Annotated in this window: 25 protein-coding genes; 10 read left to right on the top strand and 15 right to left on the bottom strand. The window is 70.7% G+C overall.

Annotated elements, in window-relative coordinates:
* Window positions 1-9: 9 nt before the first annotated feature.
* The gene (locus IF11_RS0114450; RefSeq protein WP_030351974.1) at window positions 10-1041 is read right to left on the bottom strand and encodes a medium chain dehydrogenase/reductase family protein; all 1032 of its coding nucleotides are present in this window, start codon (window positions 1039-1041) and stop codon (window positions 10-12) included.
* 133 nt (window positions 1042-1174) lie between these two features.
* Here IF11_RS0114450 and IF11_RS0114445 point away from each other — a divergent pair, with 133 nt between their 5' ends.
* The gene (locus IF11_RS0114445; protein ID WP_051745889.1) at window positions 1175-1795 is read left to right on the top strand and encodes a TetR/AcrR family transcriptional regulator; all 621 of its coding nucleotides are present in this window, start codon (window positions 1175-1177) and stop codon (window positions 1793-1795) included.
* 303 nt (window positions 1796-2098) lie between these two features.
* On the opposite strand, the gene nucS is transcribed toward IF11_RS0114445, so the two are convergent.
* Window positions 2099-2770 (bottom strand): endonuclease NucS, encoded by a 672-nt coding sequence (nucS, locus tag IF11_RS0114440; RefSeq protein WP_030351972.1) that lies wholly within the window; start codon window positions 2768-2770, stop codon window positions 2099-2101.
* A 212-nt stretch (window positions 2771-2982) separates the two neighbouring features.
* Here nucS and IF11_RS0114435 point away from each other — a divergent pair, with 212 nt between their 5' ends.
* Complete coding sequence (locus tag IF11_RS0114435; RefSeq protein ID WP_030351971.1) at window positions 2983-3375, top strand: SCO5389 family protein; 393 nt, start codon at window positions 2983-2985, stop codon at window positions 3373-3375.
* 61 nt (window positions 3376-3436) lie between these two features.
* Here IF11_RS0114435 and IF11_RS0114430 read toward each other — a convergent pair whose 3' ends face one another.
* Window positions 3437-4465 (bottom strand): LLM class flavin-dependent oxidoreductase, encoded by a 1029-nt coding sequence (locus IF11_RS0114430; protein ID WP_030351970.1) that lies wholly within the window; start codon window positions 4463-4465, stop codon window positions 3437-3439.
* A gap of 211 nt (window positions 4466-4676) precedes the next feature.
* Here IF11_RS0114430 and IF11_RS0114425 point away from each other — a divergent pair, with 211 nt between their 5' ends.
* Window positions 4677-5006, top strand: coding sequence for a hypothetical protein (locus IF11_RS0114425; protein WP_030351969.1), 330 nt, complete (start codon window positions 4677-4679; stop codon window positions 5004-5006).
* A gap of 34 nt (window positions 5007-5040) precedes the next feature.
* Here the strand turns inward: IF11_RS0114425 and IF11_RS0114420 are convergent, their stop codons facing one another.
* The 7 genes from IF11_RS0114420 to mce form a co-directional block, all read right to left on the bottom strand.
* Complete coding sequence (locus tag IF11_RS0114420) at window positions 5041-5916, bottom strand: ABC transporter permease subunit (protein WP_030351968.1); 876 nt, start codon at window positions 5914-5916, stop codon at window positions 5041-5043.
* Window positions 5913-7094 (bottom strand): ABC transporter ATP-binding protein, encoded by a 1182-nt coding sequence (locus IF11_RS0114415; protein ID WP_030351967.1) that lies wholly within the window; start codon window positions 7092-7094, stop codon window positions 5913-5915. The genes IF11_RS0114420 and IF11_RS0114415 overlap by 4 nt, the downstream gene beginning before the upstream one ends.
* Before the next feature lie 182 nt (window positions 7095-7276).
* Window positions 7277-8056, bottom strand: a complete 780-nt coding sequence (locus IF11_RS0114410; protein ID WP_030351966.1) for an ABC transporter permease — start codon at window positions 8054-8056, stop codon at window positions 7277-7279.
* A 1-nt stretch (window position 8057) separates the two neighbouring features.
* The gene (locus IF11_RS0114405; protein ID WP_051745888.1) at window positions 8058-9017 is read right to left on the bottom strand and encodes an ABC transporter ATP-binding protein; all 960 of its coding nucleotides are present in this window, start codon (window positions 9015-9017) and stop codon (window positions 8058-8060) included.
* 109 nt (window positions 9018-9126) lie between these two features.
* A complete protein-coding gene (locus IF11_RS0114400) occupies window positions 9127-10065 on the bottom strand; it encodes a coiled-coil domain-containing protein (RefSeq protein ID WP_030351964.1) in 939 nt (312 codons plus the stop codon).
* 152 nt (window positions 10066-10217) lie between these two features.
* Complete coding sequence (scy, locus tag IF11_RS0114395) at window positions 10218-13937, bottom strand: polarized growth protein Scy (RefSeq protein WP_030351963.1); 3720 nt, start codon at window positions 13935-13937, stop codon at window positions 10218-10220.
* 159 nt (window positions 13938-14096) lie between these two features.
* On the bottom strand, window positions 14097-14525 hold the full coding sequence (mce, locus tag IF11_RS0114390) for a methylmalonyl-CoA epimerase (RefSeq protein WP_030351962.1): 429 nt from the start codon (window positions 14523-14525) through the stop codon (window positions 14097-14099).
* Between the two features lie 144 nt (window positions 14526-14669).
* Here mce and IF11_RS0114385 point away from each other — a divergent pair, with 144 nt between their 5' ends.
* Both IF11_RS0114385 and meaB read left to right on the top strand, forming a co-directional pair.
* Window positions 14670-15869 (top strand): acetyl-CoA C-acetyltransferase, encoded by a 1200-nt coding sequence (locus tag IF11_RS0114385; RefSeq protein WP_030351961.1) that lies wholly within the window; start codon window positions 14670-14672, stop codon window positions 15867-15869.
* A 58-nt stretch (window positions 15870-15927) separates the two neighbouring features.
* Window positions 15928-16887, top strand: a complete 960-nt coding sequence (gene meaB, locus IF11_RS0114380; RefSeq protein ID WP_030351960.1) for a methylmalonyl Co-A mutase-associated GTPase MeaB — start codon at window positions 15928-15930, stop codon at window positions 16885-16887.
* Between the two features lie 71 nt (window positions 16888-16958).
* Here meaB and IF11_RS0114375 read toward each other — a convergent pair whose 3' ends face one another.
* A complete protein-coding gene (locus IF11_RS0114375) occupies window positions 16959-17684 on the bottom strand; it encodes a PepSY domain-containing protein (RefSeq protein ID WP_030351959.1) in 726 nt (241 codons plus the stop codon).
* A gap of 122 nt (window positions 17685-17806) precedes the next feature.
* Here IF11_RS0114375 and IF11_RS0114370 point away from each other — a divergent pair, with 122 nt between their 5' ends.
* On the top strand, window positions 17807-18469 hold the full coding sequence (locus IF11_RS0114370) for a response regulator transcription factor (RefSeq protein WP_030351958.1): 663 nt from the start codon (window positions 17807-17809) through the stop codon (window positions 18467-18469).
* Window positions 18466-19998 carry a sensor histidine kinase gene (locus IF11_RS0114365; RefSeq protein ID WP_030351957.1) on the top strand — a complete coding sequence of 511 codons (1533 nt, stop codon included), beginning with the start codon at window positions 18466-18468 and terminating at the stop codon, window positions 19996-19998. The genes IF11_RS0114370 and IF11_RS0114365 overlap by 4 nt, the downstream gene beginning before the upstream one ends.
* A gap of 63 nt (window positions 19999-20061) precedes the next feature.
* Here the strand turns inward: IF11_RS0114365 and IF11_RS0114360 are convergent, their stop codons facing one another.
* From IF11_RS0114360 to IF11_RS0114345, 4 genes are all read right to left on the bottom strand, one after another.
* Window positions 20062-20538, bottom strand: a complete 477-nt coding sequence (locus IF11_RS0114360; RefSeq protein ID WP_030351956.1) for a MarR family winged helix-turn-helix transcriptional regulator — start codon at window positions 20536-20538, stop codon at window positions 20062-20064.
* A gap of 115 nt (window positions 20539-20653) precedes the next feature.
* Window positions 20654-21442 (bottom strand): AIM24 family protein, encoded by a 789-nt coding sequence (locus tag IF11_RS0114355; RefSeq protein WP_030351955.1) that lies wholly within the window; start codon window positions 21440-21442, stop codon window positions 20654-20656.
* Window positions 21439-22089, bottom strand: coding sequence for an AIM24 family protein (locus tag IF11_RS0114350; protein ID WP_030351954.1), 651 nt, complete (start codon window positions 22087-22089; stop codon window positions 21439-21441). Before IF11_RS0114350 ends, IF11_RS0114355 begins: the two co-directional genes overlap by 4 nt.
* On the bottom strand, window positions 22089-22682 hold the full coding sequence (locus IF11_RS0114345) for an AIM24 family protein (protein WP_037727702.1): 594 nt from the start codon (window positions 22680-22682) through the stop codon (window positions 22089-22091). The genes IF11_RS0114350 and IF11_RS0114345 overlap by 1 nt, the downstream gene beginning before the upstream one ends.
* Before the next feature lie 196 nt (window positions 22683-22878).
* Between IF11_RS0114345 and IF11_RS0114340 the strand changes: the two genes are divergently transcribed.
* The 3 genes from IF11_RS0114340 (at window position 22879) to IF11_RS0114330 (ending at window position 25537) form a co-directional block, all read left to right on the top strand.
* A complete protein-coding gene (locus IF11_RS0114340; RefSeq protein WP_030351952.1) occupies window positions 22879-23223 on the top strand; it encodes a DUF3817 domain-containing protein in 345 nt (114 codons plus the stop codon).
* Window positions 23220-23513 (top strand): MTH1187 family thiamine-binding protein, encoded by a 294-nt coding sequence (locus tag IF11_RS0114335; protein ID WP_030351951.1) that lies wholly within the window; start codon window positions 23220-23222, stop codon window positions 23511-23513. The genes IF11_RS0114340 and IF11_RS0114335 overlap by 4 nt, the downstream gene beginning before the upstream one ends.
* Window positions 23514-23629: 116 nt before the next feature.
* Window positions 23630-25537, top strand: a complete 1908-nt coding sequence (locus IF11_RS0114330; RefSeq protein ID WP_078490676.1) for a glycosyltransferase family 2 protein — start codon at window positions 23630-23632, stop codon at window positions 25535-25537.
* The last annotated feature ends 1 nt before the right edge of the window (window position 25538 follow it).

The following is a 25538-nucleotide window of genomic DNA, read 5'->3' as shown; positions in this document are numbered from 1 at the left end:
GGACATGCGCTACGGGTTCAGCACGACCTTTCCGGCGACGGTGCCGGACTCGGCCAGCCGCAGGGCGTCCGCGACGCGGGTGAGCGGCAGTTGGGCGGCGATCTGGGCGGTGACGTCACCGCGCTGGAGGGCGGCGAAGACCTGGGTGAGGTCGGAGCGCAGCCGGGCCCGGAACCGAGCTTTGGCCAGGGCGCGCCCGGCCCAGACGTTGAAGAAGTACGCGCGGCGGCGGTTGGGCAGCGCGTTCCACAGCCACACCCGGCCGAGCAGCTTGAGCACGGGCCACTGCTTGGAGCCCTCGTCGTCCCGGGTGGAGGCGCTGCCGTACGAGACGAGCGTGCCGCCGGGCGCGAGGAGGCTCCAGGAATCGACGATGCCCCGGCCGCCGACGTGGTCGAAGACGGCGTCCACCCCAGCGGGGGCCAGCTCGCGGACCCGCGCGGCGACGTCCTCGGTGCGGTAGTCGATCGGAGTGACGCCCCGTTCCCGCAGGGCGTCGTGGTGGCGGGCTGACGCCGTACCGATCACCTTCACGCCTGCGGCGTGGGCGAGTTGGATCAGGACCGAGCCGACGCCGCCGTTGGCGCCGTGCACCACGATGGTCTGCCCCGCGCGGATCCGTGCCTTGCGGTGCAGCATCTGCCAGGCGGTGATGCCGTTGACCACCAGGGTCTCCGCCTCCGCCGCGCCGATTCCGGCGGGAACCTCGACCGCGTCCGCCGCGTCGACGAGCACATGGCTGGCCCAGCCGCCGACCTTGACCAGCGCGGCCACCCGGGTGCCTGCCAGGTCCGGTTCGACGCCCTCGCCGGTCGCCACCACCGTGCCGACCAGGTCGTACCCGGGCACGAAGGGGAACGCCGGCTGGTCGTAGTACTTGCCGCGGCGCATCTGCTGCTCGGCGAAGGAGATCCCGGTCGCCTCCATCCGGATCACGACCTGCCCCGGGCCCGCGGCGGGGACGGCTCCGCGCCGGATCTGCAGCCCTTCCGGCTCCACCTTGCCCGGCAGGACGACCTCGACGAGTCCTTCAGCGTTCATGACGACCTCCGTTACTTGATCTCGCGTTCGTTATAAGTTGTAACGCCACGACAGGGGAGTGTCAATAGGTCGCGTGATAGCCTCTAACTAAATCTTGATGATGTAGTCGCGCAGGTGTGGAAGGTGGCAGGTCATGGCAGAACCGGGCACGAAGACCCCACGCGAGCGCTACCGCGGTCAGGTGCGCGCGGAGGTCAAGGAACGCGCGTGGGAGCAGATCGCCACGGCGGGGGCGTCAGCGCTCTCCCTCAACGCGATCGCCAAGCAGATGGGCATGAGCGGCCCCGCGCTCTACCGGTACTTCGCCGGCCGCGACGAGCTGATCACCGAGCTCATCAGGGACGCGTACCGAAGCCTCGCGGACACCATCCGCGCGGCCCACGACTCCGGCGCCGACGTGGCCGGGCTGGCGCACGCCCTGCGGGCATGGGCGCTGGCCGACCCCCACCGGTACTTCCTCATCTACGGCACACCCGTCCCGGGCTACCACGCGCCCGACGACATCACCGCCATCTCCTCCGAGATCATGGCGACCCTGCTCGACGCCTACACCGCCCAACCCTCGGACCGTCCCACGACGCCGTTCGCCACGCACCTCGAAGACCACCGCCAGTGGGCGGGCGACCACCCGGCCTCACCGGCGACCCTCCACCGGGCCCTGACCTTCTGGACCCGGCTCCACGGCGCGCTGTCCCTCGAACTCACCGCCGGGGGGAGGGGGTCGGGGTCGGAGGAGGTGCGTGTCCGGACGTAAAGCGTCGCAGCTCGCGCGGAGCGCGGTGAGGAAAGCAGTCCGGACACGCACCTCCGGAGACCCCGGCACCCGGCACCACCCACCGCGCCCCGCACCACAACGCACCCCGCACCCCGTACCCCCGCCGGACGGCGCACCGCCCCGGCACCCGGCACCACGACGACGCACCCGTACCCCCGCCGGACGGCGCACCGCCCCGGCACCCGGCACGAGACACCGCGACCCGCACCACGACCCCCCGCCGGGAGGCGCACCGCGCCCACGCCCCCCCCGCCGGGAAGCGCACCGCCAGACGGCGACCCGTCAGAACAACCGCAACTTGTCGTCCTCGATGCCCCTCAGCCCGTTGTAGTCCAGCACCACACACCCAATACCCCGGTCCGTCGCCAGCACCCGCGCCTGCGGTTTGATCTCCTGCGCCGCGAACACCCCCCGCACCGGCGCCAGATGAGGATCCCGGTTCAGCAGCTCCAGGTAGCGCGTCAGCTGTTCCACGCCGTCGATCTCACCGCGCCGCTTGATCTCCACCGCCACCGTCACGCCGTCCGCGTCCCGGCACAGGATGTCCACCGGCCCGATCGCCGTCGGGTACTCGCGGCGGATCAGCGTGTAGCCCTCGCCGAGCGTCTCGATCCGGTCGGCCAGCAGCTCCTGAAGGTGTGCTTCTACGCCGTCTTTGATGAGGCCGGGATCGACGCCCAGTTCGTGCGAGGAATCGTGGAGGACCTCCTCCATGGTGATGATCAATTTTTCGCCCGCCTTGTTCACGACGGTCCACACACCGGCGTCCGCGTCGGCGCCTTCCTTCAGCGTGCAGGGCGGTGACATCCAGTTGAGGGGTTTGTACGCCCGGTCATCGGCGTGGATCGACACACTTCCGTCGGCCTTGACCAGGATGAGGCGGGGTGCGGAGGGCAGGTGGGCGGTGAGCCGGCCCGCGTAGTCGACGGAGCAGCGGGCAATGACGAGGCGCATGGTCGGCAACGCTACTCGACTGCCGCCACCGCGCGCGATTCGCCCCGGAAGCCCCGTTCGTTGTTGGCCGGTTGTGTTCCCATTCTGCTGGTGTGGTCCGGACAGCGCGCCTAACGTGGATGCAGGAGGTCGCCGGTCGTGCACGCTGCGTCGTCGTCGCCTCCTTCCCTGCCCGTAAGACCCCGCCTCCCGGGGTCGCGAGAGGAGAACCCATGTCGCTCGACGTCTCACCGGCGCTGTTGGATCAGGCCGAGCGAGGCGAGGTCGACGAAGCGGCTTTCGTCGACTGCGTCCGGACCTCCCTGCCCTACGCATGGGAGATGATCAGTTCTCTGGTGGCACAGCTGAAGGTGGACGGTGGACAGTTCGCCGACAACCAGACGCCCCCGCCGGACGAGCAAGCACGTGGTCAGCTGTTGCGCGCGCTCGCGAGTGATGCCATTCGCGGCGCGCTGCAGCGGCACTTCGGGGTGCGTCTCGCATTCCAGAACTGCCACCGTGTCGCGGTGTTCCCGCTGGACTCCTCGGTCGACGAGCGGCTGGCCCGCTTCACCTCGGTGAGGGCCCAGTTGCTCAACCAGTCACCCGAACTCCGGGACTGCTGACGCCTCTTGCTGCCGCTCCGCACCGTGTCCGGTGGCCATGGTGTCGGAGCGGCAGCGTCGCTCAGGCGAGTTGGGGCAGTACGTCCGCGCCCAGCCGCCGTACGTTCTCCTCCGTCGTCGCCAGATCGCCCGAGCCTTCCACGAGCAGGGCGAAGCGGGTGATGCCGGTGCGCTCCGCGGTGGCCGCCAGCCGGTCCGCGGCCAGCCGGGGCGGGCCCACCGGGTGGAGGCCGCAGAGCAGTTCGGTGTACTCCACAGGGTCCCGCATCGCGCGGATTCTTCCGTCGACCGTGACATGGGCGCCCAGGCCCTGGCGCAGCCAGCCGGGCATCGCCTTGACGAGCGTCTCGGTCGCCTCCGCGCGGCCTTCGGCGATCTGCGCCACCCCGGCCGACACATGCGCGGCGCCGGCGATCTCGTCCGCCGCACGGCCCGCCGCGCGCGCGTGCGTACGCCACAGGGCGACCATCTCCGCCTTCTCCTCGTCGCCGCAGTGCATGCCGAGCAGCATCGGCAGGCCGTGTTCGGCGGCGAGTCTGACGCTCTTGGGGGAGGTGCAGGCCATGACGGTCTCGGGGCCCGTGCTCGGTTCGATCAGCTCGTCGGGGCGCGGTACGACGGGGACCTCGCGGAAGCGGAACCGTTCCCCCGACGCCTCCACGCGCGGCTCGCGCAGCCAGCGCAGCAACAGGGCGAGGGATTCCGGGAAGTCCTCCTCGTAGGCCCGCAGGCCGGTGCCGAAGACCTCCAGATCGACCCAGGGGCCGCCGCGCCCCACACCGAGCGTGAACCGGCCGCCGGAGACGAGATGCAGCAGCGCCGCCTGCTCGCCCAGCGCCACCGGATGTACGTTCGGCAACACGCTGACCGCCGTCCCCACCCGGATGTGGCGGGTACGGCCGAGGAGCACGCCGGCCAGGGTCACGGCCGACGGACAGACGCCGTACGGCACGAAATGGTGCTCGGCGAGCCAGACCGAGTCGAGCCCGGATTCCTCCGCCAGCTCCGTGGTGCGCACCGCACGGTGCAGCGCCTCCCCCTGTCCCTGGCCCGGGAACTGGGCGGCCAGTACAAAAGCTCCAACACGCATCGCCTTCTGCCTCCTTGCGGCCGACGCGACTCCCCCTACTGGCAACAACGTCTGACACGTGCCAAAGGCACGGCCCGCTTTGGAAATTCTTGCGATTGTCCGGTCAGTGCCGTCCGTACGCATGGCGGACTCACGCCGCGAGGGACGTGTACCCCATGTCGCGGGCCGTAGGCTGGAGCGGAACCGTGCTGTCTGCCCCGTGAGGTGTCCTGTGTCCCCGCGCCGCAACCGCCCCCGAGGCGGCGAGAACCCGACCGAGCGAGCAGGCGAGGCGGGGGACCGGTACGGCGGCTTCCAGCGGTCGGAGTTCTGGGAGGGCGAGAACTGGTCGGTGCGCCATGTCGCCGGGGCGAGCGCCGCGGGCAAACGCTACCGCTGCCCCGGCTGCGACCAGGAGATCCCCGGCGCGGTGCCGCATGTGGTGGCCTGGCCGGAGTACGGCGGTGTCGACGACCGTCGGCACTGGCACCAGGCGTGCTGGAACGCGAAGGACCGCCGCACCACGCGGGTGCAGCGGTCCCGTAACGCGCCGAAGTACTGACCGGACGCCGGTCACCGGCAGAACGCGGGACGGATCAGACGTCGCGCTTGTCGAGCGAGAAGAACGCCGCCACCATCGCGACCGCCGTCACGCCCAGCAGGATCCACAGCGGCTCCCAGCCCGACGGCCCGGAGACGCGGATACTGTCGCTGTAGAACGCCGCCATCTGGTTCGGGATCGAGTAGTCGAACATGAACTCGCGCAGCGCCGTGAGCGAGTCCGAGAACATGAACATCGCCAGCACCAGCGGCAGCAGCACCACACCGATCATGATGGTGATCGCCCCGGCGGAGTGCCGGATCAGCGTGCCGATCGCCAGCGAGAGCAGCCCGAGCGTCGCCAGATAGAGGCTGACCCCGGCCGTCGCCCGCAGCCAGGCTCCGCCGTCGGGCGACTGCGCGCCCAGGATCGAGAGCTGGAGCGCCGACACGGTCATCGTGATCACCATCGAGATCACGAAGACCAGCAGGAAGAAGACCAGCGACTTGGCCACCAGCACCCGGCCCCGGCTCGGGCAGGCGGTGAGGGTCGTACGGATCATGCCCGTGCCGTACTCCGAGGCGATCGTCAGCACGCCCAGCGTGATCACGCACATCGAGCCGAGCAGCACACCGAAGAACCCGAGGGAGAGCACTTCCTGGCCGCTGGGAATCTCCGGCTCGCTGGAGACGGTGGAGATCACCAGGGCGGTGAGCAGGCCGATGCCCAGCATCAGCACGATCATGACGCCGAGGGTCCACATCGTGGACCGTACGGAACGGAGCTTCGTCCACTCGGAGGCCAGGGCGTCGCCGAGATGGGCCCGGCGGACCGGGATCGGCGAGGTGTAGCCGGCCGAGGGGCCGCCCTGCCACTGCGGGGACTGCTGCGGCGTCTGGGGCTGCGGAGGCTGCTGGTACGGGGTCGTCATCGGGCGTCCTCGTTGCTGTCGCTCTTCGTCATGTCTGCGGCGGGCGCCGCCGCGGGAGCGGCCGGCGGTGCGGACGCGGGTGCCGACGCGGGTGCCGACGTCGGTGCCGAGGCCGGGGGAGCGCCCGCGTACGGGTTGGCACCGGGCGGCGGCGGGGCGTACCAGCCCTGCTGCGGCACCTCAGGGACGACGGGCGCCACCGAGCCCTGCGGGGGCCCGTAGCCGGGCTGGTACGGCGGCTCGAAGCCGGCCAGCGCGTCGGCCGTCGAGCGGTAGTCCACGGCGCTCTGGGTCATCCGCATGTACGCCTCCTCCAGCGAGGCCTGGTGCGGCGAGAGCTCCCAGAGGCGTACCTCCGCCTCGTGCGCCAGATCGCTGATCCTCGGCAGCGGCAGCCCCGTGACCCGCAGAGCCCCGTCCGGCTCGGACAGCACCTGGCCGCCCGCCTCGGCGAGCGCCGTGGTCAGCTTCTCGCGCCGCTGCGGATCGGTCTCCGGGGTGCGTACGCGAGCGAAGTCCGCGGAGTTGGCCGAGATGAAATCCTTGATCGTCATATCGGCGAGCAGCTGACCGCGCCCGATCACTATCAGATGGTCGGCGGTCACCGCCATCTCGCTCATCAGATGCGACGAGACGAAGACGGTACGGCCCTCGGAGGCCAGCTGCTTCATCAGATTCCGGACCCAGAGGATGCCCTCGGGGTCCAGCCCGTTCACCGGCTCGTCGAACAGCAGCACCTGCGGATCGCCGAGCAGCGCCGCCGCGATCCCGAGCCGCTGGCCCATACCGAGCGAGAAGCCCTTGGAACGCTTCTTGGCCACATCCTGGAGGCCGACGACCCCGAGCACCTCGTCGACCCGCGCGGCCGGGATCCCGGAGAGCTGGGCCAGCGACAGCAGATGATTGCGCGCGCTGCGCCCGCCGTGCACCGCCTTCGCGTCGAGCAGCGCGCCCACCTGGCGCGGAGCGTTCGGCAGCTGCCGGAAGGGATGTCCGCCGACCCGTACCTCGCCGGCGGTCGGCCGGTCCAGCCCGAGGATCATCCGCATCGTCGTCGACTTGCCGGAACCGTTGGGGCCCAGGAACCCGGTGACGTATCCGGGCCGTACCTGGAAGGAAAGGTTGTACACGGCCGTCTTGGCGCCGTAGCGCTTCGTCAGGCCGACTGCCTCGATCATTCTCCAGCCCCATCGACAGGTCAGGTCGTCGGGGCAGTGGCCGTTCCTGACCTAAAGCCCCCGTAAGAGTTACGAGGATATCTATGCCTTGACGGTTCCAGCCAAGTCGTTACGACGGGGCGTCGCCGGGTGATTCCCTCGTACGGGATGCCGCGAGGGAGCCATATCCCCTCGGCACGAGCCTACGCGTCCCGCTTCTTCATGACCGCGTATCCGCCCGCCAGCGCCGCCAGCACCCACAGCGCCATGATCCCGAGACCGGCCCACGGCCCGTAGGGGGCCGGACTGGAGTTCAGCGCGTTCGGGACGACCTGGGTGATCTGGCGGCCGGCCTGGTCGGGGAAGTACCGGGCGACCTCCTTGGCGCCGGGAACGGCCGCCAGGATCTGCGAGACCAGGAAGAAGAACGGCATCAGGATGCCGAGCGAGAGGATCGAGCTGCGCAGCATCGCCGCGATCCCCATCGAGAAGAGCGCGATCAGCGTCATGTACAGCCCGCTGCCGGTCACCGCGCGCAGCACGTTCGGCTCGCCGATGGTCGTACCGTGCTCGCCGAGCAGCGCCTGCCCGACGAAGAACGCGAGGAATCCGGTCAGCACCGCGACCACCAGCGCCAGCACCCCGGCCACCAGGATCTTGCAGAAGAGGAACGTGCCGCGCCGGGGTACGGCGGCCAGCGAGGTGCGGATCATGCCCGAGGTGTACTCGGAGCCGACCACCAGCACCCCGAAGACCACCATCGCCAGCTGGCCGAGGACCATCCCCGAGAAGCTGGTGTACGTCGGGTCGAAGGTGGCCCGCTCCTCCGGGGAGAGATCCCCGAACTGGGAGTTCACCACCGCGGACAGCGCGGCGCCCAGGGCCACGGTCACCACGAGGGCGCTGATCAGCGTCCAGGTCGTGGAGGAGACCGTACGGATCTTGGTCCACTCCGACTGGAGGACCGCCGGTACCGATGCCATGTCAGACCCCCTCGCCCCGCCGGTCCTCGCCCGGCTGGTCCATGCCCCATCGCGGCCCCGCGTGGGCGTGATACTCCACGGACTCCGCCGTCATCCGCATGAACGCCTCTTCGAGCGAGGCGCGCTCGGAACTGAGCTCGTGCAGCACGATCCCGTGCCGCGCGGCCAGTTCCCCCAACTCCTCGGTGGACGCCCCGTCGACCTCCAGCAGGCCGCCCTCCGCCTCGACCACGGTGAACCCCTCGTCGCGCAGGGCCTCTTCGAGCCGCGCGCGCTCCGGCGAGCGCAGCCGCGCGTAACTGCGGGAGTTCTCCTGGATGAAGTCGGCCATCGACGTGTTCGCCAGCAGCCGGCCCTGGCCGATCACGATCAAATGGTCGGCGGTCAGCGCCATTTCGCTCATCAGATGGCTGGAGACGAAGACCGTGCGTCCCTCGCGGGCCAGAGCCTTCATCAGATTGCGTACCCAGTGGATGCCTTCGGGGTCCAGACCATTCACCGGTTCGTCGAACATCAGGATCTCGGGATCGCCCAGCAGCGCAGAGGCGATCCCCAGCCGCTGCCCCATTCCGAGGGAGAAACCCTTCGGCTTCTTCTTCGCGACGGCACTCAGCCCGACCATGTCCAGCACCTCGGTCACCCGGCTCGCCGGGATGCGATTGCTCTGCGCCAGACAGAGGAGATTGTTGTACGCGGTGCGCCCGCCGTGCATCGCCCTGGCCTCCAGCAGCGCCCCGATGTGCTTGAGCGGCTCCGCCAGCTCGCGGTAGTGCCTGCCGTCGATCCGCACCGAACCGCTGGTCGGGTTGTCCAGATCGAGCATCATCCGCATCGTGGTCGACTTGCCCGCGCCGTTGGGGCCCAGAAAGCCCGTCACCACCCCCGGTCTCACCTGGAAGGAGAGCTGATCGACCGCCACCGTGCGGCCGAAGCGTTTGGTGAGCCCGTGGACCTCGATCATGCGGACCAACCTAAGACGGCACAAAGCCCCCCGCCACCGGAGTGGCGAGGGGCGTTGCGCGATCGTTGTCCGATCGGAAAGCGGTCTCCGACCGGGCGGTCGCCCTGGGTCAGCGGGACTGCTGGGCCGGGACGCCGCGCGAGATCGGCTCGTCGTCGGCCGGGGTGCCGGCGGCGGCCACCGCGGCACCGGTCAGCGTGGCCAGCATCTCGCGGACGTTGGTCAGCTGGGCGTTGATCGAGTCGCGGCGGTTGGTGAGCGCCGCCAGCTCGCGCTCCGACTCGCTGCGGATCCGGTCGGCCTTGGCGTTCGCGTCCGCCACGATGTCCTCGGACTGACGCTGGGCCGTCTCGACGGTCTGACGCGCCCGGCGCTCCGCGTCCGTACGCAGCTTCTCGGCCTCCAGACGCAGCTGCTCGGCGCGGTGCTCGATCTCGGCCAGACGCTTCTCGGCCTTCGCCTGACGCGACGCCAGATCGCGCTCCGACTGCTCACGCCGCTTGGCGAGGTTCGTCTCGAAGTCCGCGGCGGCCTGGGCGGCCTTGGCGCGGGTCTCCTCGAAGAGCGCGTCGGCCTCCTCGCGCTTGGACTGCGCGTCCTTCTGCGCCTCCGAGCGCAGCGTAGCGGCGTCACCCTTCGCCTTCTCGACGATACGGACGCCCTCGTCCTCGGCCTTGGCCTTGCGCTCCGAGGCGAACGACTCGGCGTCGTTGCGCACCTGCTGCGCCGCCGACTCGGCCAGCTCGCGGTGCTGTTCGGCCGCGCGGCGGGCCTCCTCGCGCAGGTCCTTCGCCTCCTCCTCGGCGAGGCGGAGGATCTTCTCGACGCGGGCGCCGAGGCCGGCGTACGACGGCTCCGCGTCGCTGACCTGGGCCTGGGCGTTCTGCGTTTCGAGGTGGAGCTCCTCGATGCGCTTTTCCAGAGAGGTGATGCGGGCCAGGGCACTGTCACGGTCGGCGACGAGTTTGGTAATGCGGTCGTCCACCTGACCGCGGTCGTAACCACGCCGCACGAGCTCGAAGCCGAATGGGGAGGAAGTGTCGCTCATGGGGTTCCTGTCGAATGAGACCGGTGAGGTGATAGGGGGAATCCTAGGGGCCGAAGCGGCGTGTCATCGAGCTGATGCAGGTTTGATATGGAGAATGTCCAGCCTTTTGAGTGGCAAGTGCGTCTCCGGGCCATGTCGGCCGCGTCACGGCACTAGCTGTCGGAAGATTTTCCACTCGAACGGGTGGTCCCCGCCGCCGCACCCGCCTTGACGGGGTTGTCCTTCGCGGGCACGGCAGGTGCCTCGAACGATTCCAGCGCTTCGAGCACGTCCTGAACACGGGAGATCTCGGCCTGGATGTCCTCCCGTCTGCGGACCAGCACATCGAGTTCGCGCTTGCCGTCGTCGACCGTCTGTTTGGCCTGCTGGGCGGCGTCCGCACGCAACTTCTCGGCTTCCCTGATGAGTTCGGCCTTCTTCAGCTCGGCTTCCTTGAGCAGCCCCTCGGCCTTCTTCACGGCGGCGATCCGGACCTTGCTCGCCTCCGAATTGGCCTCGGCCACCAGCGTCTTGGCCTTCGCATCGGCCTCCGCGCGCTGCTCGTTGGCCGCCTTCATCAGATTGTCGACGCGCTCTCCCGCGGTTCTCAGCTGCTCGGACGTCTCGCGCCTGGCCCGCTCGTGCAGTTGCTCGATCTCGCCCTCGACACGCACGCGCAGCTCCTCGGCCCGGTCCCGGACGGCCGTCGCGTCCCGGCGCGCGCCGACGAGCAGTTCGTCCGCGTCCGTACGGGCCCTCTCCACCAGGGAGTTGCCCTCGACGGTCGCCCCCGCGGTGATACGGCCCGCCTCCTTGCGGGCGGCCCCCACCATCGTATCGGCCTGCGTCTCGGCCTCGGTGGCGGCCCGAAGCGCCTCTTCCCGGGCCTTGTTGATGAGCTGGTCAGCCTGTTCGGCGGCGTCCGAGCGGCGCTTGGCCGCGTCCTTGCGCGCCTCGTCCAGGAGCCAGTCCGTCTCCTCCTGGGCCTCGTTCCTGAGCCGTTCCGAGGCGGCCTCGGTCTCCCGCTTGAACTGCTCGGCCTCGGCCCGCAGCCGCTCGGCGGCCTGCTGCGCGGCGCCCACCGTCTCGGCGGCCTCCGCGCGCATCCGCTCGGCCTCGCTGGTGGCCTCGCCGATGAGCCGGTCGGCCTGGCCCGCGGCGTCGCCGCGCATCCGGTTGGCGTCCTCGCGGGCCTCGGCACGGGCGCGGGCCGCGTCCTGCTCCGCCGAGGCGAGCGAGTCCGACGCCTCGGTCCGTACCCGCTGCGCGTACTCGGCGGTGTCGGCACGCAGCCGCTCCGCCTCCGCGATCGCCTCGCCGACGGTGCGTTCGGCGAGCGCCTGCGCGGCGTCCGCCTCCTCCTGGGCCCGCAGCCGGATCCGGTTGGCGTCCTCGGTGGCGCGCTCCCGCTCGGCGTACGCGTCCGCGCGTACCCGGTCGGCCTCCTCCCGCGCCTCCGTCTTCGTCCGCTCCGCCGCGTGCTCGGCGGCGGCCCGCAGTCCGGCGATCTCCTGCTCGGCCTGGTCCTGGAGACCGGCGACGGAGTCCCGTACCTGCTGGGCGGTCTGCTCGGCGGCGGCCACCAGTTCCGTGGCGCGGTAGTCCGCCTCCGAGACCAGCCGCTGCGCCTCGGTCTGCGCCTCCTCGACCCGGTTGCGGGCCGAGGCGAGCAGTTCCTCGCTCTGCTCGCGGGCCCGCTCGCGCTCCTGGTCCGCCTCCGCGCGGGCGGCTGTCAGCGTCTGCTCGGCCTCGCGGCGGCGGCGGGTCGCCTCCTCCTGCGCGGCGGCGAGCGCCTCGGCGGCCTCGGTGCCCACCCGCTCGGCCGCGGCGGCGGCCTCGCTCCTGATCCGGTCGGCGCTCTCCTGCGCCTCGTTCTTGAGCCGCTCCGCCTCCGTGGCGGCCTCGGAGCGCAGCCGTACGGCCGCGGTCTCCGCCTCGGCGCGGGACTGCGAGGCGTCGGCGGCGGCCTCGTCACGCAGCCGCTCCGCCTCCTGCTCGGCCTGCGCCTGGAGCGTACGGATCCGCTCGGCGGCCTCGGCACGCAGCCGGTCGGTCTCCTCGGCGGCCTCCCGCCGGATCCGCTCGCTCTCGGCGCGGGCGTCGGTGAGCGCCTCCTCGGCGGAGGACAGCCGCTGTTCGGCCTCCGTGTGCAGCCGCGTCAGCTCGCCGGCGGCCTCGGCCTTACGGGACTCGACGCCCCGCTCGGTCTCCTCGCGCAGCTCGGCCGCGGCCTGTTCGGCGGCGGCCTTGGTGGCCTCGGCCTGCTCCTCGCCCTCGGCGCGCAGCCGGTCGGCCTCGGCGCGGGTGCGCTCCAGGGTCTCCTCGGCCTGCCGGCGCAGCGTCGTGGCGCGCTCGATGGCTTCGGTGCGTACCCGCTCGCTCTCGGTGGTGGCGCCGGAGCGCAGCTCGTCGGCGTCCGCCTTGGCCTTCGTCAGCAGTTCCTCGGCGGACCTGGCCGCCTCCTCGATCTGCTGGACGGCCTCGCGGCGCGCCTCGCCGCGGATCCGCTCGCCCTCCGCGACCGCCTCGGACCGCAGCTGCTCGGCCTCGCCGCGCAGCCTGCGGGCCTCCTCCTGGAGCTCGACCGTCTTGGCGCGGTACTCCTTGGTGTCGTCCTTGGCCGCGCCCTTGAGCTGGTCGGCCTGTTCCGCCGCCTCGCCGCGCAGCCGGTCCGCCTCGGCCTCGGCCTCGCGGCGGATCCGCTCGGCCTCCTCGCTCGCGGACTTGGTGGTGGCCTTCGCGTCGGCGGACGCCTTGGTCAGCACCTCTTCGGCGGTACGGGCCGCCTTGGCCAGCTGGGCCGCGGTGTCCTCGGCGGCGACCGTACGGGCCTTCTCGGCGGCCTCCGCGACCAGCTTCTCGGCCTGCGCGCGGGCGTCGGCGAGCGCCTGCTCGGCCTCTTCCTTGGTGGCCTCGGCCTCCTTCGTCGCCTCGCCGACCAGCCGCGCGATCTCCGACTTGGCGGTACGCGTGCGCTGCTCGTTCTGCGACTCGGCGGCGGCCAGCCGCTTGACGGCGGTCTCCTTGGCCTCCGCGGCGACCTTCTCCGCCTCGGCGCGGGCCTCCCGCAGCCGCTCCTGCGCCTCCTGCATCCGCTGCTCGGCCGCGCGGCCCAGCTCGGCGGCCTGCTGGCGGGCCTGGTCGGCCTCGGCGGTCGTGGACGTACGCAGCTGCTCGGCGTGGGTGGTGGCCTCCTGCGCCTGCGAGGAGGCGGCGTTCAGCAGCCGCTCGGCGTCCCTGCGGGCCCGCAGCAGGATCGCTTCCGCTTCCGAACGGGCGGCCTCGGAATCGGCGCCCAGCCGCCGCCGCGCCTCCTCGGTGACCCGGGCGGCCTCCGCGCGGGCGGCGGCCAGGGACTGCTCCGCCTCGGCGCGGGACTCGTCGAGCAGCCGCCGGGCCTGGGATTCGGTACGGGCACGCAGCTGCTCGGCCCAGGCGACGTTCTCGTTGACATGCGACTCGACGGTCTGCCGGCGCTCCGCCAGCTCCTGGTCGAGCCGCTGCCTGCGCTGGACGGCCTCGGCGTGCAGCTCGGCCTGGAGCCTGGCCTGGTGCTCGGCGTGCTCCTGGAGGATGCGCTGCGTCTGGGCGCGCGCGTCCCGCAGCTCGCGCTCGGCGTCCGCGCGCATCTGCTCCGCCTGCATCTGGGCGTTGCGCAGGTGCTGTTCGGCCTGATAGCCGAGGTCCCCGCTGTCGTACGACGAGGGACGGGTCGCCAGCGTACGGCGCGCCTCGTGGAGCTTGGCGCGCAAGACCTCGACCTGGTAACCGAGGTCCTCGGCGTGCTGGACGGCCTTCTCCCGCGCGGTCTTCAGCCGGTCCATCTCGGCTTCGAACCGCGAGAGGTGGTCGTCGTCAGCTCGGTGGCTCTCCTGGCGTTCGTAGCCCCGCACTGCGCGGTCCCATCCGTCCCCTGGTCGCAACTGCCCAATTGAGCACCGTTCGCGGCGAACGGCCCCCCGGGGAATGGTGACAGATCTACGGCAGGGGCGCGGCCCCGGCCCGGCCCCGGCCCGGAGCGCCCCACTCTACCGGGCCGGGAATCCTTAAGGTCAGTGCTCCGGGCGGGAGGTGACCAGTTCTGTGAGTACGCCGTGGCAGTCCTTGGGGTGGAGGAACGTGATGCGGGAGCCCATGGAGCCGGTGCGCGGCTCGTCGTACAGAACGCGTACGCCCTTGTCACGGACCGACTGGGCGTCACCGTCGACATCCGCCGTACCGAACGCGATGTGGTGAACGCCCTCGCCGTTCTTCGCCAGCCATTTCCCGACGGCCGAATCCTCCCGGATGGATTCGAGGAGCTGGAGGTACGAAGCCCCGCCGTCGGACGTCTCGTTGATCTTGAGCATGGCCTCCCGGACGCCCTGCTCCTCGTTGACCTCGGTGTGGAAGACCTCGAAGCCGTAGGTCGCCCGGTAGAACTCGACGGTCTTGTCGAGGTCGAAGCAGGCGATTCCGATGTGGTCGATTCGCGTCAGCATGGGGACAGTGCAGCGGTACCGCGGTGATTACGCAACGTGCGCGCGATCACACGCGCTGCCTGATGACCCACGGGAGAACCGCTCAGTACATTGAAAGTAAACCCTCGTTCACTCCTCAGCTGTACGCAAAGGGGATCGCGTCTCATGTCGGATACGAACACCACCACGTCTGTGATCGTCGCGGGCGCCCGCACCCCCATGGGGCGGCTCCTGGGCTCGCTGAAGTCCTTCTCCGGCGCGGAGCTGGGCGGCTTCGCGATCAAGGCGGCGCTGGACCGGGCCGGGATCAGCGGCGACCAGGTGCAGTACGTGATCATGGGCCAGGTGCTGCAGGCCGGGGCAGGGCAGATCCCGGCACGTCAGGCCGCGGTCAAGGGCGGCATCCCGATGAGCGTCCCCGCGCTCACCGTCAACAAGGTCTGTCTCTCCGGACTCGACGCGATCGCGCTGGCCGACCAGCTGATCCGCGCCGGCGAGTTCGAGGTGGTGGTCGCGGGCGGCCAGGAGTCGATGACCAACGCCCCGCATCTGCTCCCCAAGTCCCGTGAGGGCTACAAGTACGGAGCGATGGAGATGCTCGACTCCATGGCGTACGACGGACTGACCGACTCGTTCGAGGAGATCGCCATGGGCGCCTCGACGGAGAAGCACAACACCCGGCTGGGCATCGCGCGCGCCCCGCAGGACGAGTTCGGCGCCCTCTCCCACCAGCGGGCCGCGGCGGCCCAGAAGAACGGGGTCTTCGAGGCCGAGATCACCCCCATCGAGATCCCGCAGCGCAAGGGCGATCCGGTGCTGTTCGCGCAGGACGAGGGCATCCGCGCCGAGACGACTGTGGAGTCCCTGGCCAGGCTGCGGCCCGCGTTCGCCAAGGACGGCACGATCACGGCCGGCACGTCCTCGCAGATCTCCGACGGCGCGGCGGCGGTCGTGGTGATGAGCAAGGCCAAGGCCCAGGAGCTGGGCCTTGAGTGGATCGCGGAGATCGGCGCGCACGGCAATGTGGCGGGCCCGGACAACTCGCTCCAGTCCCAGCCGTCGCACGCGATCCAGCACGCCCTGAAGAAGGAGGGCCTCGGCGTCGAGGACCTCGACCTCATTGAGATCAACGAGGCGTTCGCGGCCGTCGCGGTGCAGTCAATGAAGGACCTCGGGGTTTCCCCGGAAAAGGTGAATGTGAACGGCGGCGCGATCGCCCTCGGACACCCCATCGGCATGTCCGGCGCCCGGCTCGTCCTCCATCTCGCGCTGGAGCTTAAGCGGCGCGGCGGCGGGACCGGCGCGGCGGCGCTGTGCGGCGGCGGCGGCCAGGGCGACGCGCTGATCGTGCGCGTGGCCAAGTAGGAACCGAGCGGGACGAAGCGGTACCGGTGCGGATACCGACCGAAGGAACGGAGCTGTGATGCAGGACGTCCCCGAGCTGGTGGCTCAGGCACGGGAGGGCCGGCCGCGGGCCGTGGCCCGGCTGATCTCACTGGTCGAGGGGGCGTCCCCGCAGCTGCGCGAGGTGATGGCCGCGCTGGCACCGCTCGCGGGCAACGCGTACGTCATCGGCGTGACCGGATCGCCCGGTGTCGGCAAGTCGACCTCGACCTCCGCGCTGGTCTCCGCGTACCGCAAGGCGGGCAAGCGGGTCGCGGTCCTGGCCGTCGACCCCTCGTCCCCCTTCTCCGGCGGAGCGCTGCTCGGTGACCGCGTCCGGATGTCCGAGCACGCCTCCGACCCCGGTGTCTATATCCGCTCCATGGCCACCCGCGGCCATCTCGGCGGCCTGGCCTGGGCCGCCCCGCAGGCGATCCGGGTGCTGGACGCGGCGGGCTGTGACGTGATCCTGGTGGAGACCGTCGGGGTCGGCCAGTCGGAGGTCGAGATCGCCTCCCAGGCCGACACCTCCGTGGTGCTGCTCGCGCCCGGCATGGGCGACGGCATCCAGGCGGCGAAGGCCGGGATCCTGGAGATCGGCGATGTGTACGTGGTCAACAAGGCGGACCGCGACGGCGCCGACGCGACGGCCCGTGAGCTCAACCACATGCTGGGCCTCGGCGAATCCCGGGGCCCCGGCGACTGGCGGCCGCCCATCATCAAGACCGTCGCCGCGCGGGGCGAGGGCATCGACGAGGTGGTGGAGGCCCTGGAGAAGCACCGTGCCTGGCTGGAGGAGCACGACGCCCTCACCCGGCGCCGCGCCCGCCGCGCCGCCCATGAGGTGGAGACCATCGCTGTCACCACGCTGCGCGAGCGCATCGGCGATCTGCACGGCGACCGGCGGCTCGGCGCGCTGGCGGAGCGGATCGTGGCGGGGGAGCTGGACCCGTACACGGCGGCGGACGAACTGGTGGCGGGGCTGACGGACGGGGCGTGACGGGCGGGGCCCGACGCACCGGACCGCCCGGCCGTGGTGGCCGGGCGGAGTGCGGGTGAGCGTCTGTGGGCTCAGTCGTCGTAACGGTCGTCGCGGCCGTCGTCGTCACCGTGGTCGTCCCGGCTGTCGTCGTCGCGGTCCACGGTGACCTTGCCGGTCTTGGCGTGGACGTTCAGCTCGTGCGTACGGCCGTCCTCGCCCCGGACGTCGATCTCCCAGCGGCCGTTGTGGTCGTCGTCGATCTCGGCGGAGGTCACCGTCCCGGGTACGGAGGCGAGGGCGGCGGCCATCGCGCGGTGGACATCCACGGAGGCGGCGCGCAGCGCGGCACGGTCGTCGCGGTGGTCGTCGTCCCCGTCGTCGTCGCGGTCGACCCGTACCGTGCCTGTGGCGGCGTCGACCCGCAGTTCGTGCCGGCGGCTGTCCTTGCCGAACAGGTCGATCTCCCAGTGGCGTTCGCCGTCGTCGTCCCGCTCGACGGAGGCCACGGCGCCCGGGTACTCCTTCAGGGCCGCGGCGGCGGCCTCGCTCGCGGTCAGGCCCGTACCGCTCCCGGCGGCCGGCTGCCGCTTCACCGTGGAGTCCTTCCCCCTGTCCTGGGAGTCGTCCTGGGAGTCGTCCAGGATGTCGTTCCCGGAGTCGTCCGAGCCCGTCCCCAGCTGCGCGACCGGTGCCGGCGGCGTCGCCGTACCCGTGGTTCCCCGGCTGTCGTCGCCTCCCATGGCGACCGCCGTGTAGGTGCCGCCGCCGATCAGTGCCGCCGCGGTGATGGCTGCGATGACGAGATTGCGCTTCATGAGGGGTCCTCCCCGAGTCGGTCCGTCTCCGTGTGGAACGACTTCAATGTGGCGGAGGGAAGCTGAAGCCAGCCTGAAGCCACCTGAAGTGATCTTCAGGTTCCGTTTGGGAAGCTGAGGCCATGCGCTTGTTGATCGTGGAGGACGAGAAGCGGCTCGCGGTGTCGCTCGCCAAGGGGCTGAGAGCCGAGGGCTTCGCCGTCGATGTCGTCCACGACGGCCTCGAAGGGCTGCACCGGGCGGGCGAGGGCGTGTACGACCTGGTCGTACTCGACATCATGCTGCCCGGCATGAACGGCTACCGCGTCTGCGCCGCCCTGCGCGCGGCCGGTCATGACGTACCGATCCTGATGCTCACCGCGAAGGACGGCGAGTACGACGAGGCGGAGGGGCTGGACACCGGCGCCGACGACTATCTGACCAAGCCGTTCTCGTATCTCGTGCTCGTCGCGCGGGTCAAGGCCCTGCTGCGCCGCCGTGGTTCGGCCGGCGCCTCGCCCGTGCTGCGGATCGGCGGTCTCAGCGTCGACACCGCCGCCCGCCGGGTCTTCCGGGACGGGACCGAAGTGGCGCTCACCGCCAAGGAGTTCGCCGTCCTGGAACAGCTGGCGGTCCGGGCCGGGGAGGTGGTCGGCAAGCCCGAGATCCTGGAGCACGTCTGGGACTTCGCCTATGACGGCGACCCCAACATCATCGAGGTCTACATCAGCGCCCTGCGGCGCAAGCTCGGCGCCCCGGCCATCCAGACGGTGCGCGGCGCCGGGTACCGGCTGGTCGCGTCATGAGCGCGGGCGGACGCCGGTTCGCGTCCTCCGTACGGGCCAGGGCCTCGCTCGGCGCGACGGCCGTCGTGGCGGTCGCGCTGGTGGCCGCCGGGATCGCGGTCGTCCTCTCGCTCCGCTCGAACCTCACCGGCCAGGCGAACCGGAGTGCCGACGCGGCGGCGCGCGAAGTCGCCCTGGACATCGCCTCCCTGGTGCCCGACCAGTCGTCGTACGCGGGGCTCGACCTGCCGGACGACGTGGAGCACCCCGTCCAGGTGACCGACGAGGCCGGCCGGCTGCTCATAGCGAGCGAGGACCTCCAGCGGATCAGCGGTACGGGGGTGTCCGCGGTGACCCCTGCGAAGAGCCCCGCCCCGGGGGGCACCGCCGCGCCCGGTGACGACGATGACGACCACGGATCCGGCGACGACCACGGGGGCGACGACAAGGGCGGCGACGACAGCGGTGGCGACGACGACCCCGCGGTCGGCGAGATCAGCGACCGCACCTCCTACACCGACGGCGGCGCGACGGTCGACGGCAAGACCGGTGACTACCGCTTCGCCAAGGTCGAGGTGACCGACCGCGCGGGCGAGACGGTCGTCGTCCACGCGGGCGCCTCGCTCGCGGACCGGCAGACCGCGGTCAACACGACCACCGTCTCCATGCTGCTGGGGCTCCCCGTCCTGCTGCTGGTCGTCGGGGGAGTGACCTGGCTGGTGACCCGGCGGGCGTTCCGGCCCGTGGAGGGCATCCGGCGCGAGATGGCGGCCATCACCGCCTCGACGGATCTCTCCCGGCGGGTGCCCGAGCCCGCCTCGGACGACGAGGTGGCCAGGCTGGCCCGTACGACCAACGAGACCCTCACCGCGCTGGAGGCCGCCGTCGAGCGGCAGCGCCGCTTTGTCGCGGACGCCTCGCACGAACTGCGCAGCCCCATCGCCTCGCTCCGTACCCAGCTCGAAGTGGGCGACGCCCACCCGGAGTTGCTGGATGTGCCGGGCGCGGTCGCGGACACCGTACGGCTCCAGCAGCTCGCCGCGGATCTGCTGCTGCTGGCCCGGCTGGACGCGGGGGAGCGGCCGGGCCGGGCGCGGTTCGACCTGGGCGCGTTGGTGCGCGAGGAGGTCTCGCAGCGGGCCACGGACCGTATCCCGGTCACGCTCGATGTCCGGCCGGGGCTCGAAGTCGCGGGTTCACGTGGTCAGTTGGCCCGGGTGCTGGGCAATCTGCTCGACAACGCCCAGCGTCACGCGCTCGCGTCGGTCACCGCGTCCGTGTACCGGGCGGGCGGTCAGGTGGTGCTCGCGGTCGCCGACGACGGCTCCGGGGTGCCGGAGGCGGAGCGCGAGCGGATCTTCGAGCGGTTCGTACGGCTCGACGACGCGCGCAGCCGTGACGACGGCGGCGCCGGTCTCGGGCTGGCCATCGCGCGCGATGTGGCCGCGCGCCATGACGGCACGCTCACGGTGGGCCGGGCTCCGGAGGGCGGCGCCCAGTTCGAGCTGCGCCTGCCCGGGGCGGACGGCGCGAACACCACCGGCGCCTGAGCCGGGCAGCGCGGCGGCCGGGCCCTCGACCGGGGCCCGGCGGCCACCCCCGTATCAGCCGTATCAGCTCCTGCCGCGCCGTCCGCGCAACTGCTCGGCCACCGGCGTCAGCGACGCCCGCAGCTCCGCCAGCGCCTCGGGCGTGAGCAGATCGATGAAGTGCTTCCGTACGGACGCGACATGGTGCGGCGCGACCTTCTGCATGGTCTCCATCCCCTGGTCCGTCAGGACCGCGTAGAGCCCGCGCCGGTCGGACTCGCAGTTCTCGCGGCGGACCAGCCCCGCGGTCTCCATCCTGGTGATCTGATGGGAGAGCCGGCTCTTGGACTGGAGCGTGGTGGCCGCGAGGTCACTCATCCGCATGCGCCGTTCCGCCGACTCCGAGAGATACACCAGGATCTCGTAGTCGTTCATGGTCAGGCCGAACGGCTGAAGGTCTTTCTCCAGCTGGTGCGTCAGCAGTTTGTTGACATCCAGATGGGTGCGCCAGGCGCACTGCTCCGCGTCGGTCAGCCAGCGGGTTGCGGTCTCGGTCTCCATGTATGGATTCTACCTAAGAAGTTGAAATCTGTACGAAGCCTCCGGGTGTGACACCGCGCACCCGATCACCCGCCAGGGGCGCAGGCGTTCGACGTCACACTCCGCAGACTACCGCTCACAGCCCGAAGCGACGCTGGAGATCGCCGAGCTGCCCCGGCATCCGGGGCGTGGACCCCTGTGACCCCTGATGTCCGGAGTGTCCCGAGGGGGCGCCGCCCGGCACCCCGGGCTCCGAGGTGACCGCGCCCAACGGCTGTTCGGCCAGCAGGAGTTCCGTCGACTGCAACAGCACCGTCCCGGCCCCGACGAACTCGAACTGATGCTCCTCGCCCGACGTACCGCCGATCCCCGTCAACGACCGGATCCCGCCCAGCACTCCGGACATATACCCATGATCGTAGTGGTGGCAGGGGGACGGGCAGTCCGCCCAGCCCACCAGCGCCTGCGGATCCACCCGCAGGGGTGGCTCCATGAAGACCACGGGCCCGTTGGACGCCGCCACGAACTTCCCCGTACCGATCAGCGTCAGAAAGCCCGGCACGATCGACTGCTTCAGTGCCAGCGTGGGCTGGTACGCCAGCAGATTCCCGGACCGGATCGTCAGATTGCCGTCCTCCAGGTCGAACGAGTTGACGTCGAAGGCGCGGTCGGCGAGCAGCATCTTGCCGCTGCCCTCCGCCACCACCCAGTCACTGGCGTGCAGCGGTGAGTGGAAGCTCGTGCGCACCAGCCGCTCGAACCGGCCGTGGCCGATGCCGTCGAAGTTGATCTGCCCGTAGTAGGCGATCATCTTCCCCTTCTGCAGGAACCACTGGCTCCCCTTCAACTCCACACAGAAGGTGTACGCGTTGACGTTGTCGTCGCTCGGCAGCGTCATCGGGTCATGGATCACGGGCGCGCTCACAGCTTCTCCTCCGACGCCTGGACGTACACCGCGCCACTGCCGCTCAGCTCCAGCTGGAACGCCTCGCCGGAGCCGCGCCCGACCATGTCGCGCCAGCCGAGCGCCGTGGACAGCTTGTTCCGTACGTCGCCGTGATGCGCGACATACGCCTGCGGGTCCACATGGACCTCCCGGCCGGGGGCGATGGGCACCTCGATCACCCCGCCGTGCGCCATCACCGCGACCGCGCCATGACCCTTGAGCGTGGTGGTGAACAGGCCCTGGCCGGTCACCTGTCCGCGCACCATGCCCATGACCCCGCCCTGCGAGCCCATGAACATCGTGCCCTGCTGGAGGGTCCCGTCGAAGGCGAGCAGCCGGTCCGCCTCCACATACAGGGTGTCGCCCGCCAGATTGATGACCTGGATGTGATGCCCGCCATGGCCGAACATCACCGTGCCGCTCCCTTCGACCGTCATCAGCGGGGTCGCCTCATTGGCGACCCGCCGTCCGATCATGGACATCAGACCGCCCTGGCCGCCCTGGATGTTGGGGGTGAAGCCGACCTCGCCGCGGTACGCGAGCATCGCGCCGCGCTGGCTGAACATCTTCTGGCCGGGCAGGACCGTCGCCTCGACCATCTTCGAGTTGATCTCACGGAACGGCATCAGACATCGCCCCCGATCGTGTTCCGCTCGCTGGGCTGTACGTAGACGAGCCCGTCGCCCTCGAAGCGGATCTGGAAGGCCTCACCCGAGCCCTCGCCCATGAACGTACGGAATTTGACGCCGGACTGGAACTTCTGCTGGAGGTTGCCCTGGTGCGCGATATACGCGCCGGGGTCGACGAAGAGCGGGTACTGCGGTGTCACCCGCAGGATCACCGCCTCGCCGTCCGACATGATCGCGGCCTGGCCCATGCCCTCGACGGTGGTCGTGAACAGGCCATTGCCGGACGCCCCGCCCCGCAGCCCCGTGAACGATGTGCCGGTGCGCAGCCCCGCGTCCGTGCACAGCAGATTGCTCGCCTCGACGAAGAGCTTGTCGCCGTGCAGCGAGACAAGGCTGATCTCGCTCGCGCGGTCGGCGAAATAGCAGGTGCCCTGGCCCTTCACCTCCATCACGGTCATCTGTTCGCCGGTGAGCCGGCGGGTCACCATCCCCCGCAGACCCTCACCGCCGCCGGTCATCTTCTTGAACGTCATCCGGCCGTCGTACGCGACCATCGAGCCGTTCTTCGCCTTGACGGCGTCGCCGGTCATGTCGACGGCGAGCACCTTGCTGCCTTGCAGTCGGAACTGAGCCACGGATCGAAGGTAACGGGCGGCACCGACAGCGAACAGGGCCCATGGCCGGACCCTGATAACGGTCGGGCAAAGCCGTGCTGCCACAATGAGAGCGCGCTTGTGCACACATTCACAAGATCACGTCTGCCCCCGATGCCGAAGGTGCCTCCTCGTGGACATCAAGACCGCCTCCTCCCTCCATCGCCTCCGTCTGGTCTCCGCCCCGGAGGCCGTGTCGTTCCTGCTGCTCCTCGTCTGCTCGGTGCTCAAGCGCACGACGGACTTCAACGCGGTCCCCGTGATGGGCGCCGTCCACGGCCTGCTCTTCGTGCTGTACGTGGTCTTCTGGCTGGACGCCTGGAACCGCACCAAGTGGTCCTTCGGCACCGCGGCCCTCTACTTCGTCCTCTCCGTCCTGCCGGCCGGCGGTTTCTTCGCCGAGCGCAAGCTCAAGCGCGCCGCCGACGACGCGGTCATCGCCTCCCGCGCGCGCCGCGAGGGTACGGTGAGCGCATGATCGTCGCCTTCTCGGTGAGCCCGCTGGGCGTGGGCGAGGACGTCGGGGAGTACGTCGCCGACGCCGTCCGTGTCGTCCGCGAGTCCGGGCTGCCCAACCGTACGGACGCCATGTTCACCTCGGTCGAGGGGGAGTGGGACGAGGTGATGGACGTGGTGAAGCGGGCCGTCGCCGCGGTCGAGGCACGCGCCGGACGGGTCTCGCTCGTCCTCAAGGCCGACATCCGGCCGGGGGTCACGGACGGTCTCACCTCGAAGGTCGAGACGGTGGAGCGCTACCTCGCCGGCTGAGCCGTACGCGTTAACCTCCGCACCGAGTACCGCTCGCACGGCCGCCTCCAGTCGACACGCCGGTAAATGTCCCTTTCTGTGGGGATATCAATCTGGTGCGACAGCTGGAGGCATCCGTGCGGCCGGACGGTTCCGAGTACGACTACGACGTCCACAGCTGCCTGGCCGGCCCGCTCAGGGAACCGGACCTGGCCGTTGCCTACCGGGTGCGCTACCGGAGTCTGCTCGCGCGGGAACCCCACCGAATAAGAGCCGTCCTGCTGATGGCCCTGGCGCCGCTGCTCTCCGGCGCCCTGCTGGTCTATCTGGTCTGGCCCACCCACCGCACCGAGCGCGACGGCGGCGACCGCTGGCTGGTGGTCCTCGACCACGTGATGCTCGGCTCGATCGGGCTCATCGCCCTCTTCATGCTCGTCAACGTCACGTCGGTCGCCCACGCCACGATGGTCGCCAGGGACCCCATACCCGTCCCCGCCGAACCGGGCACCCGCGTCGCGTTCCTCACCACGTACGTCCCGGGCAAGGAACCGCTCACCATGGTGCGGGCCACGCTCGAAGGAGCCGTACGGCTGCGCCACAGCGGCCCGCTCGACATCTGGCTGCTGGACGAGGGCGACGACAGCGCGGCCAGGGCGCTCTGCGAGGAGCTGGGGGTCCGCCACTTCACCCGGCACGGCATACCGGAGTGGAACCGCCGGCGGGGCGTGCACAAGGCGCGCACCAAGCACGGCAACTACAACGCCTGGCTCGCCATGCACGGCGAGGACTACGACTTCTTCGCCTCCGTCGACACCGACCACGTCCCGCTCCCGAACTTCCTGGAGCGGATGATGGGCTACTTCCGGGACCCGGACACGGCCTTCGTCGTCGGCCCCCAGGTGTACGGCAATTACAGCTCGCCGGTCACCAAGGCCGCCGAGTCCCAGCAGTTCCTGTTCCACGCGCTGATCCAGCGGGCCGGCAACCGCTACCACGCCCCGATGTTCGTCGGTACGAACAATGTCGTCCGGGTCAGGGCGGTCCTCCAGATCGGCGGGCTGTACGACTCGATCACCGAGGACATGGCCACCGGGTTCGAGCTGCACCGCACCAGGAACCCCGTCACCGGCCGGTTCTGGCGCTCCGTCTACACCCCCGACGTACTGGCCGTGGGCGAGGGCCCCGCCTCCTGGACCGACTTCTTCACCCAGCAGCTGCGCTGGTCGCGGGGGACGTACGAAACGCTGCTCAAGCAGTACTGGAAGGCGCCGTTGCGGGTGCCGCCGGGACGGCTGCTCAGCTACACGCTGATGCTCGTCTACTACCCGATGACCGCCGTCAACTGGTTCCTCGGCATTCTCAGCTGCGTTCTCTTCCTCTGGTTCGGCGCCTCCGGCACCCAGGTCTCGTCCTCGGTCCTGCTGATGCTCTACAGCGACGCCGCCGCCCTCCAGATAGGGCTCTATCTCTGGAACCGGCGGCACAATGTCTCGCCCCACGAGCCGCGCGGCTCGGGCGGTCTCGCCGGAATGGCGATGTCCGCGCTCTCCGCGCCGGTCTATCTGAGGTCGCTGATCTCGGCGCTGCTCCGCACCCGCGGCCGCTTCGTGGTCACCCCCAAGGGCGGCCGGGCGAGCCCCGACCGGCTGCTGACCTTCCGGCTCCATCTCTTCTGGGCCGCCGTGCTGATCGCCTCGCTCGTCGCGTCGGTGGTCCTCGGCCACACCCACGCGGCGATGCGCACCTGGGCGGTCCTGGCGCTGGCGATCGCGCTCGCACCGGTCGGCGTCTGGGTCCGGACGCTGCTGGCCGGGCGCGCCGGCGGCGACGCCGTACAAGCCTCCGTACGTACCTCTGTGGACGCCACCGAGGACCCGGACCTGGACCTGGACGCGGACTTCGACCTGGACCCGGACCTGGACTTCGACCTGGACATGGACCTGGACCCGGACCCGGACTTGGACCCCGAGTTGGAGCCCGAGCCCGCGTTCGCCGCGGCGGTCGTGACGGCCGTAGCGCCTGTGACCACGACAGGAGGGAGCTGAC

This window comes from Streptomyces scopuliridis RB72 (genome assembly GCF_000718095.1).
GTDB lineage: Bacteria > Actinomycetota > Actinomycetes > Streptomycetales > Streptomycetaceae > Streptomyces > Streptomyces scopuliridis.
Note: the sequence above shows the minus strand (reverse complement) of the source record. Positions and strands in the feature narration are given on the sequence as shown.

Coding starts and splice junctions, on each gene's coding strand:
- IF11_RS0114450 (WP_030351974.1), bottom strand. CDS start 1,041: ATGAACGCTGAAGGACTCGTCGAGGTCGTCCTGCCGGGCAAGGTGGAG.
- IF11_RS0114445 (WP_051745889.1), top strand. CDS start 1,175: ATGGCAGAACCGGGCACGAAGACCCCACGCGAGCGCTACCGCGGTCAG.
- nucS (WP_030351972.1), bottom strand. CDS start 2,770: ATGCGCCTCGTCATTGCCCGCTGCTCCGTCGACTACGCGGGCCGGCTC.
- IF11_RS0114435 (WP_030351971.1), top strand. CDS start 2,983: ATGTCGCTCGACGTCTCACCGGCGCTGTTGGATCAGGCCGAGCGAGGC.
- IF11_RS0114430 (WP_030351970.1), bottom strand. CDS start 4,465: ATGCGTGTTGGAGCTTTTGTACTGGCCGCCCAGTTCCCGGGCCAGGGA.
- IF11_RS0114420 (WP_030351968.1), bottom strand. CDS start 5,916: ATGACGACCCCGTACCAGCAGCCTCCGCAGCCCCAGACGCCGCAGCAG.
- IF11_RS0114415 (WP_030351967.1), bottom strand. CDS start 7,094: ATGATCGAGGCAGTCGGCCTGACGAAGCGCTACGGCGCCAAGACGGCC.
- IF11_RS0114410 (WP_030351966.1), bottom strand. CDS start 8,056: ATGGCATCGGTACCGGCGGTCCTCCAGTCGGAGTGGACCAAGATCCGT.
- IF11_RS0114405 (WP_051745888.1), bottom strand. CDS start 9,017: ATGATCGAGGTCCACGGGCTCACCAAACGCTTCGGCCGCACGGTGGCG.
- IF11_RS0114400 (WP_030351964.1), bottom strand. CDS start 10,065: ATGAGCGACACTTCCTCCCCATTCGGCTTCGAGCTCGTGCGGCGTGGT.
- mce (WP_030351962.1), bottom strand. CDS start 14,525: ATGCTGACGCGAATCGACCACATCGGAATCGCCTGCTTCGACCTCGAC.
- IF11_RS0114385 (WP_030351961.1), top strand. CDS start 14,670: ATGTCGGATACGAACACCACCACGTCTGTGATCGTCGCGGGCGCCCGC.
- meaB (WP_030351960.1), top strand. CDS start 15,928: ATGCAGGACGTCCCCGAGCTGGTGGCTCAGGCACGGGAGGGCCGGCCG.
- IF11_RS0114375 (WP_030351959.1), bottom strand. CDS start 17,684: ATGAAGCGCAATCTCGTCATCGCAGCCATCACCGCGGCGGCACTGATC.
- IF11_RS0114370 (WP_030351958.1), top strand. CDS start 17,807: ATGCGCTTGTTGATCGTGGAGGACGAGAAGCGGCTCGCGGTGTCGCTC.
- IF11_RS0114365 (WP_030351957.1), top strand. CDS start 18,466: ATGAGCGCGGGCGGACGCCGGTTCGCGTCCTCCGTACGGGCCAGGGCC.
- IF11_RS0114360 (WP_030351956.1), bottom strand. CDS start 20,538: ATGGAGACCGAGACCGCAACCCGCTGGCTGACCGACGCGGAGCAGTGC.
- IF11_RS0114350 (WP_030351954.1), bottom strand. CDS start 22,089: ATGCCGTTCCGTGAGATCAACTCGAAGATGGTCGAGGCGACGGTCCTG.
- IF11_RS0114345 (WP_037727702.1), bottom strand. CDS start 22,682: ATGACCGGCGACGCCGTCAAGGCGAAGAACGGCTCGATGGTCGCGTAC.
- IF11_RS0114335 (WP_030351951.1), top strand. CDS start 23,220: ATGATCGTCGCCTTCTCGGTGAGCCCGCTGGGCGTGGGCGAGGACGTC.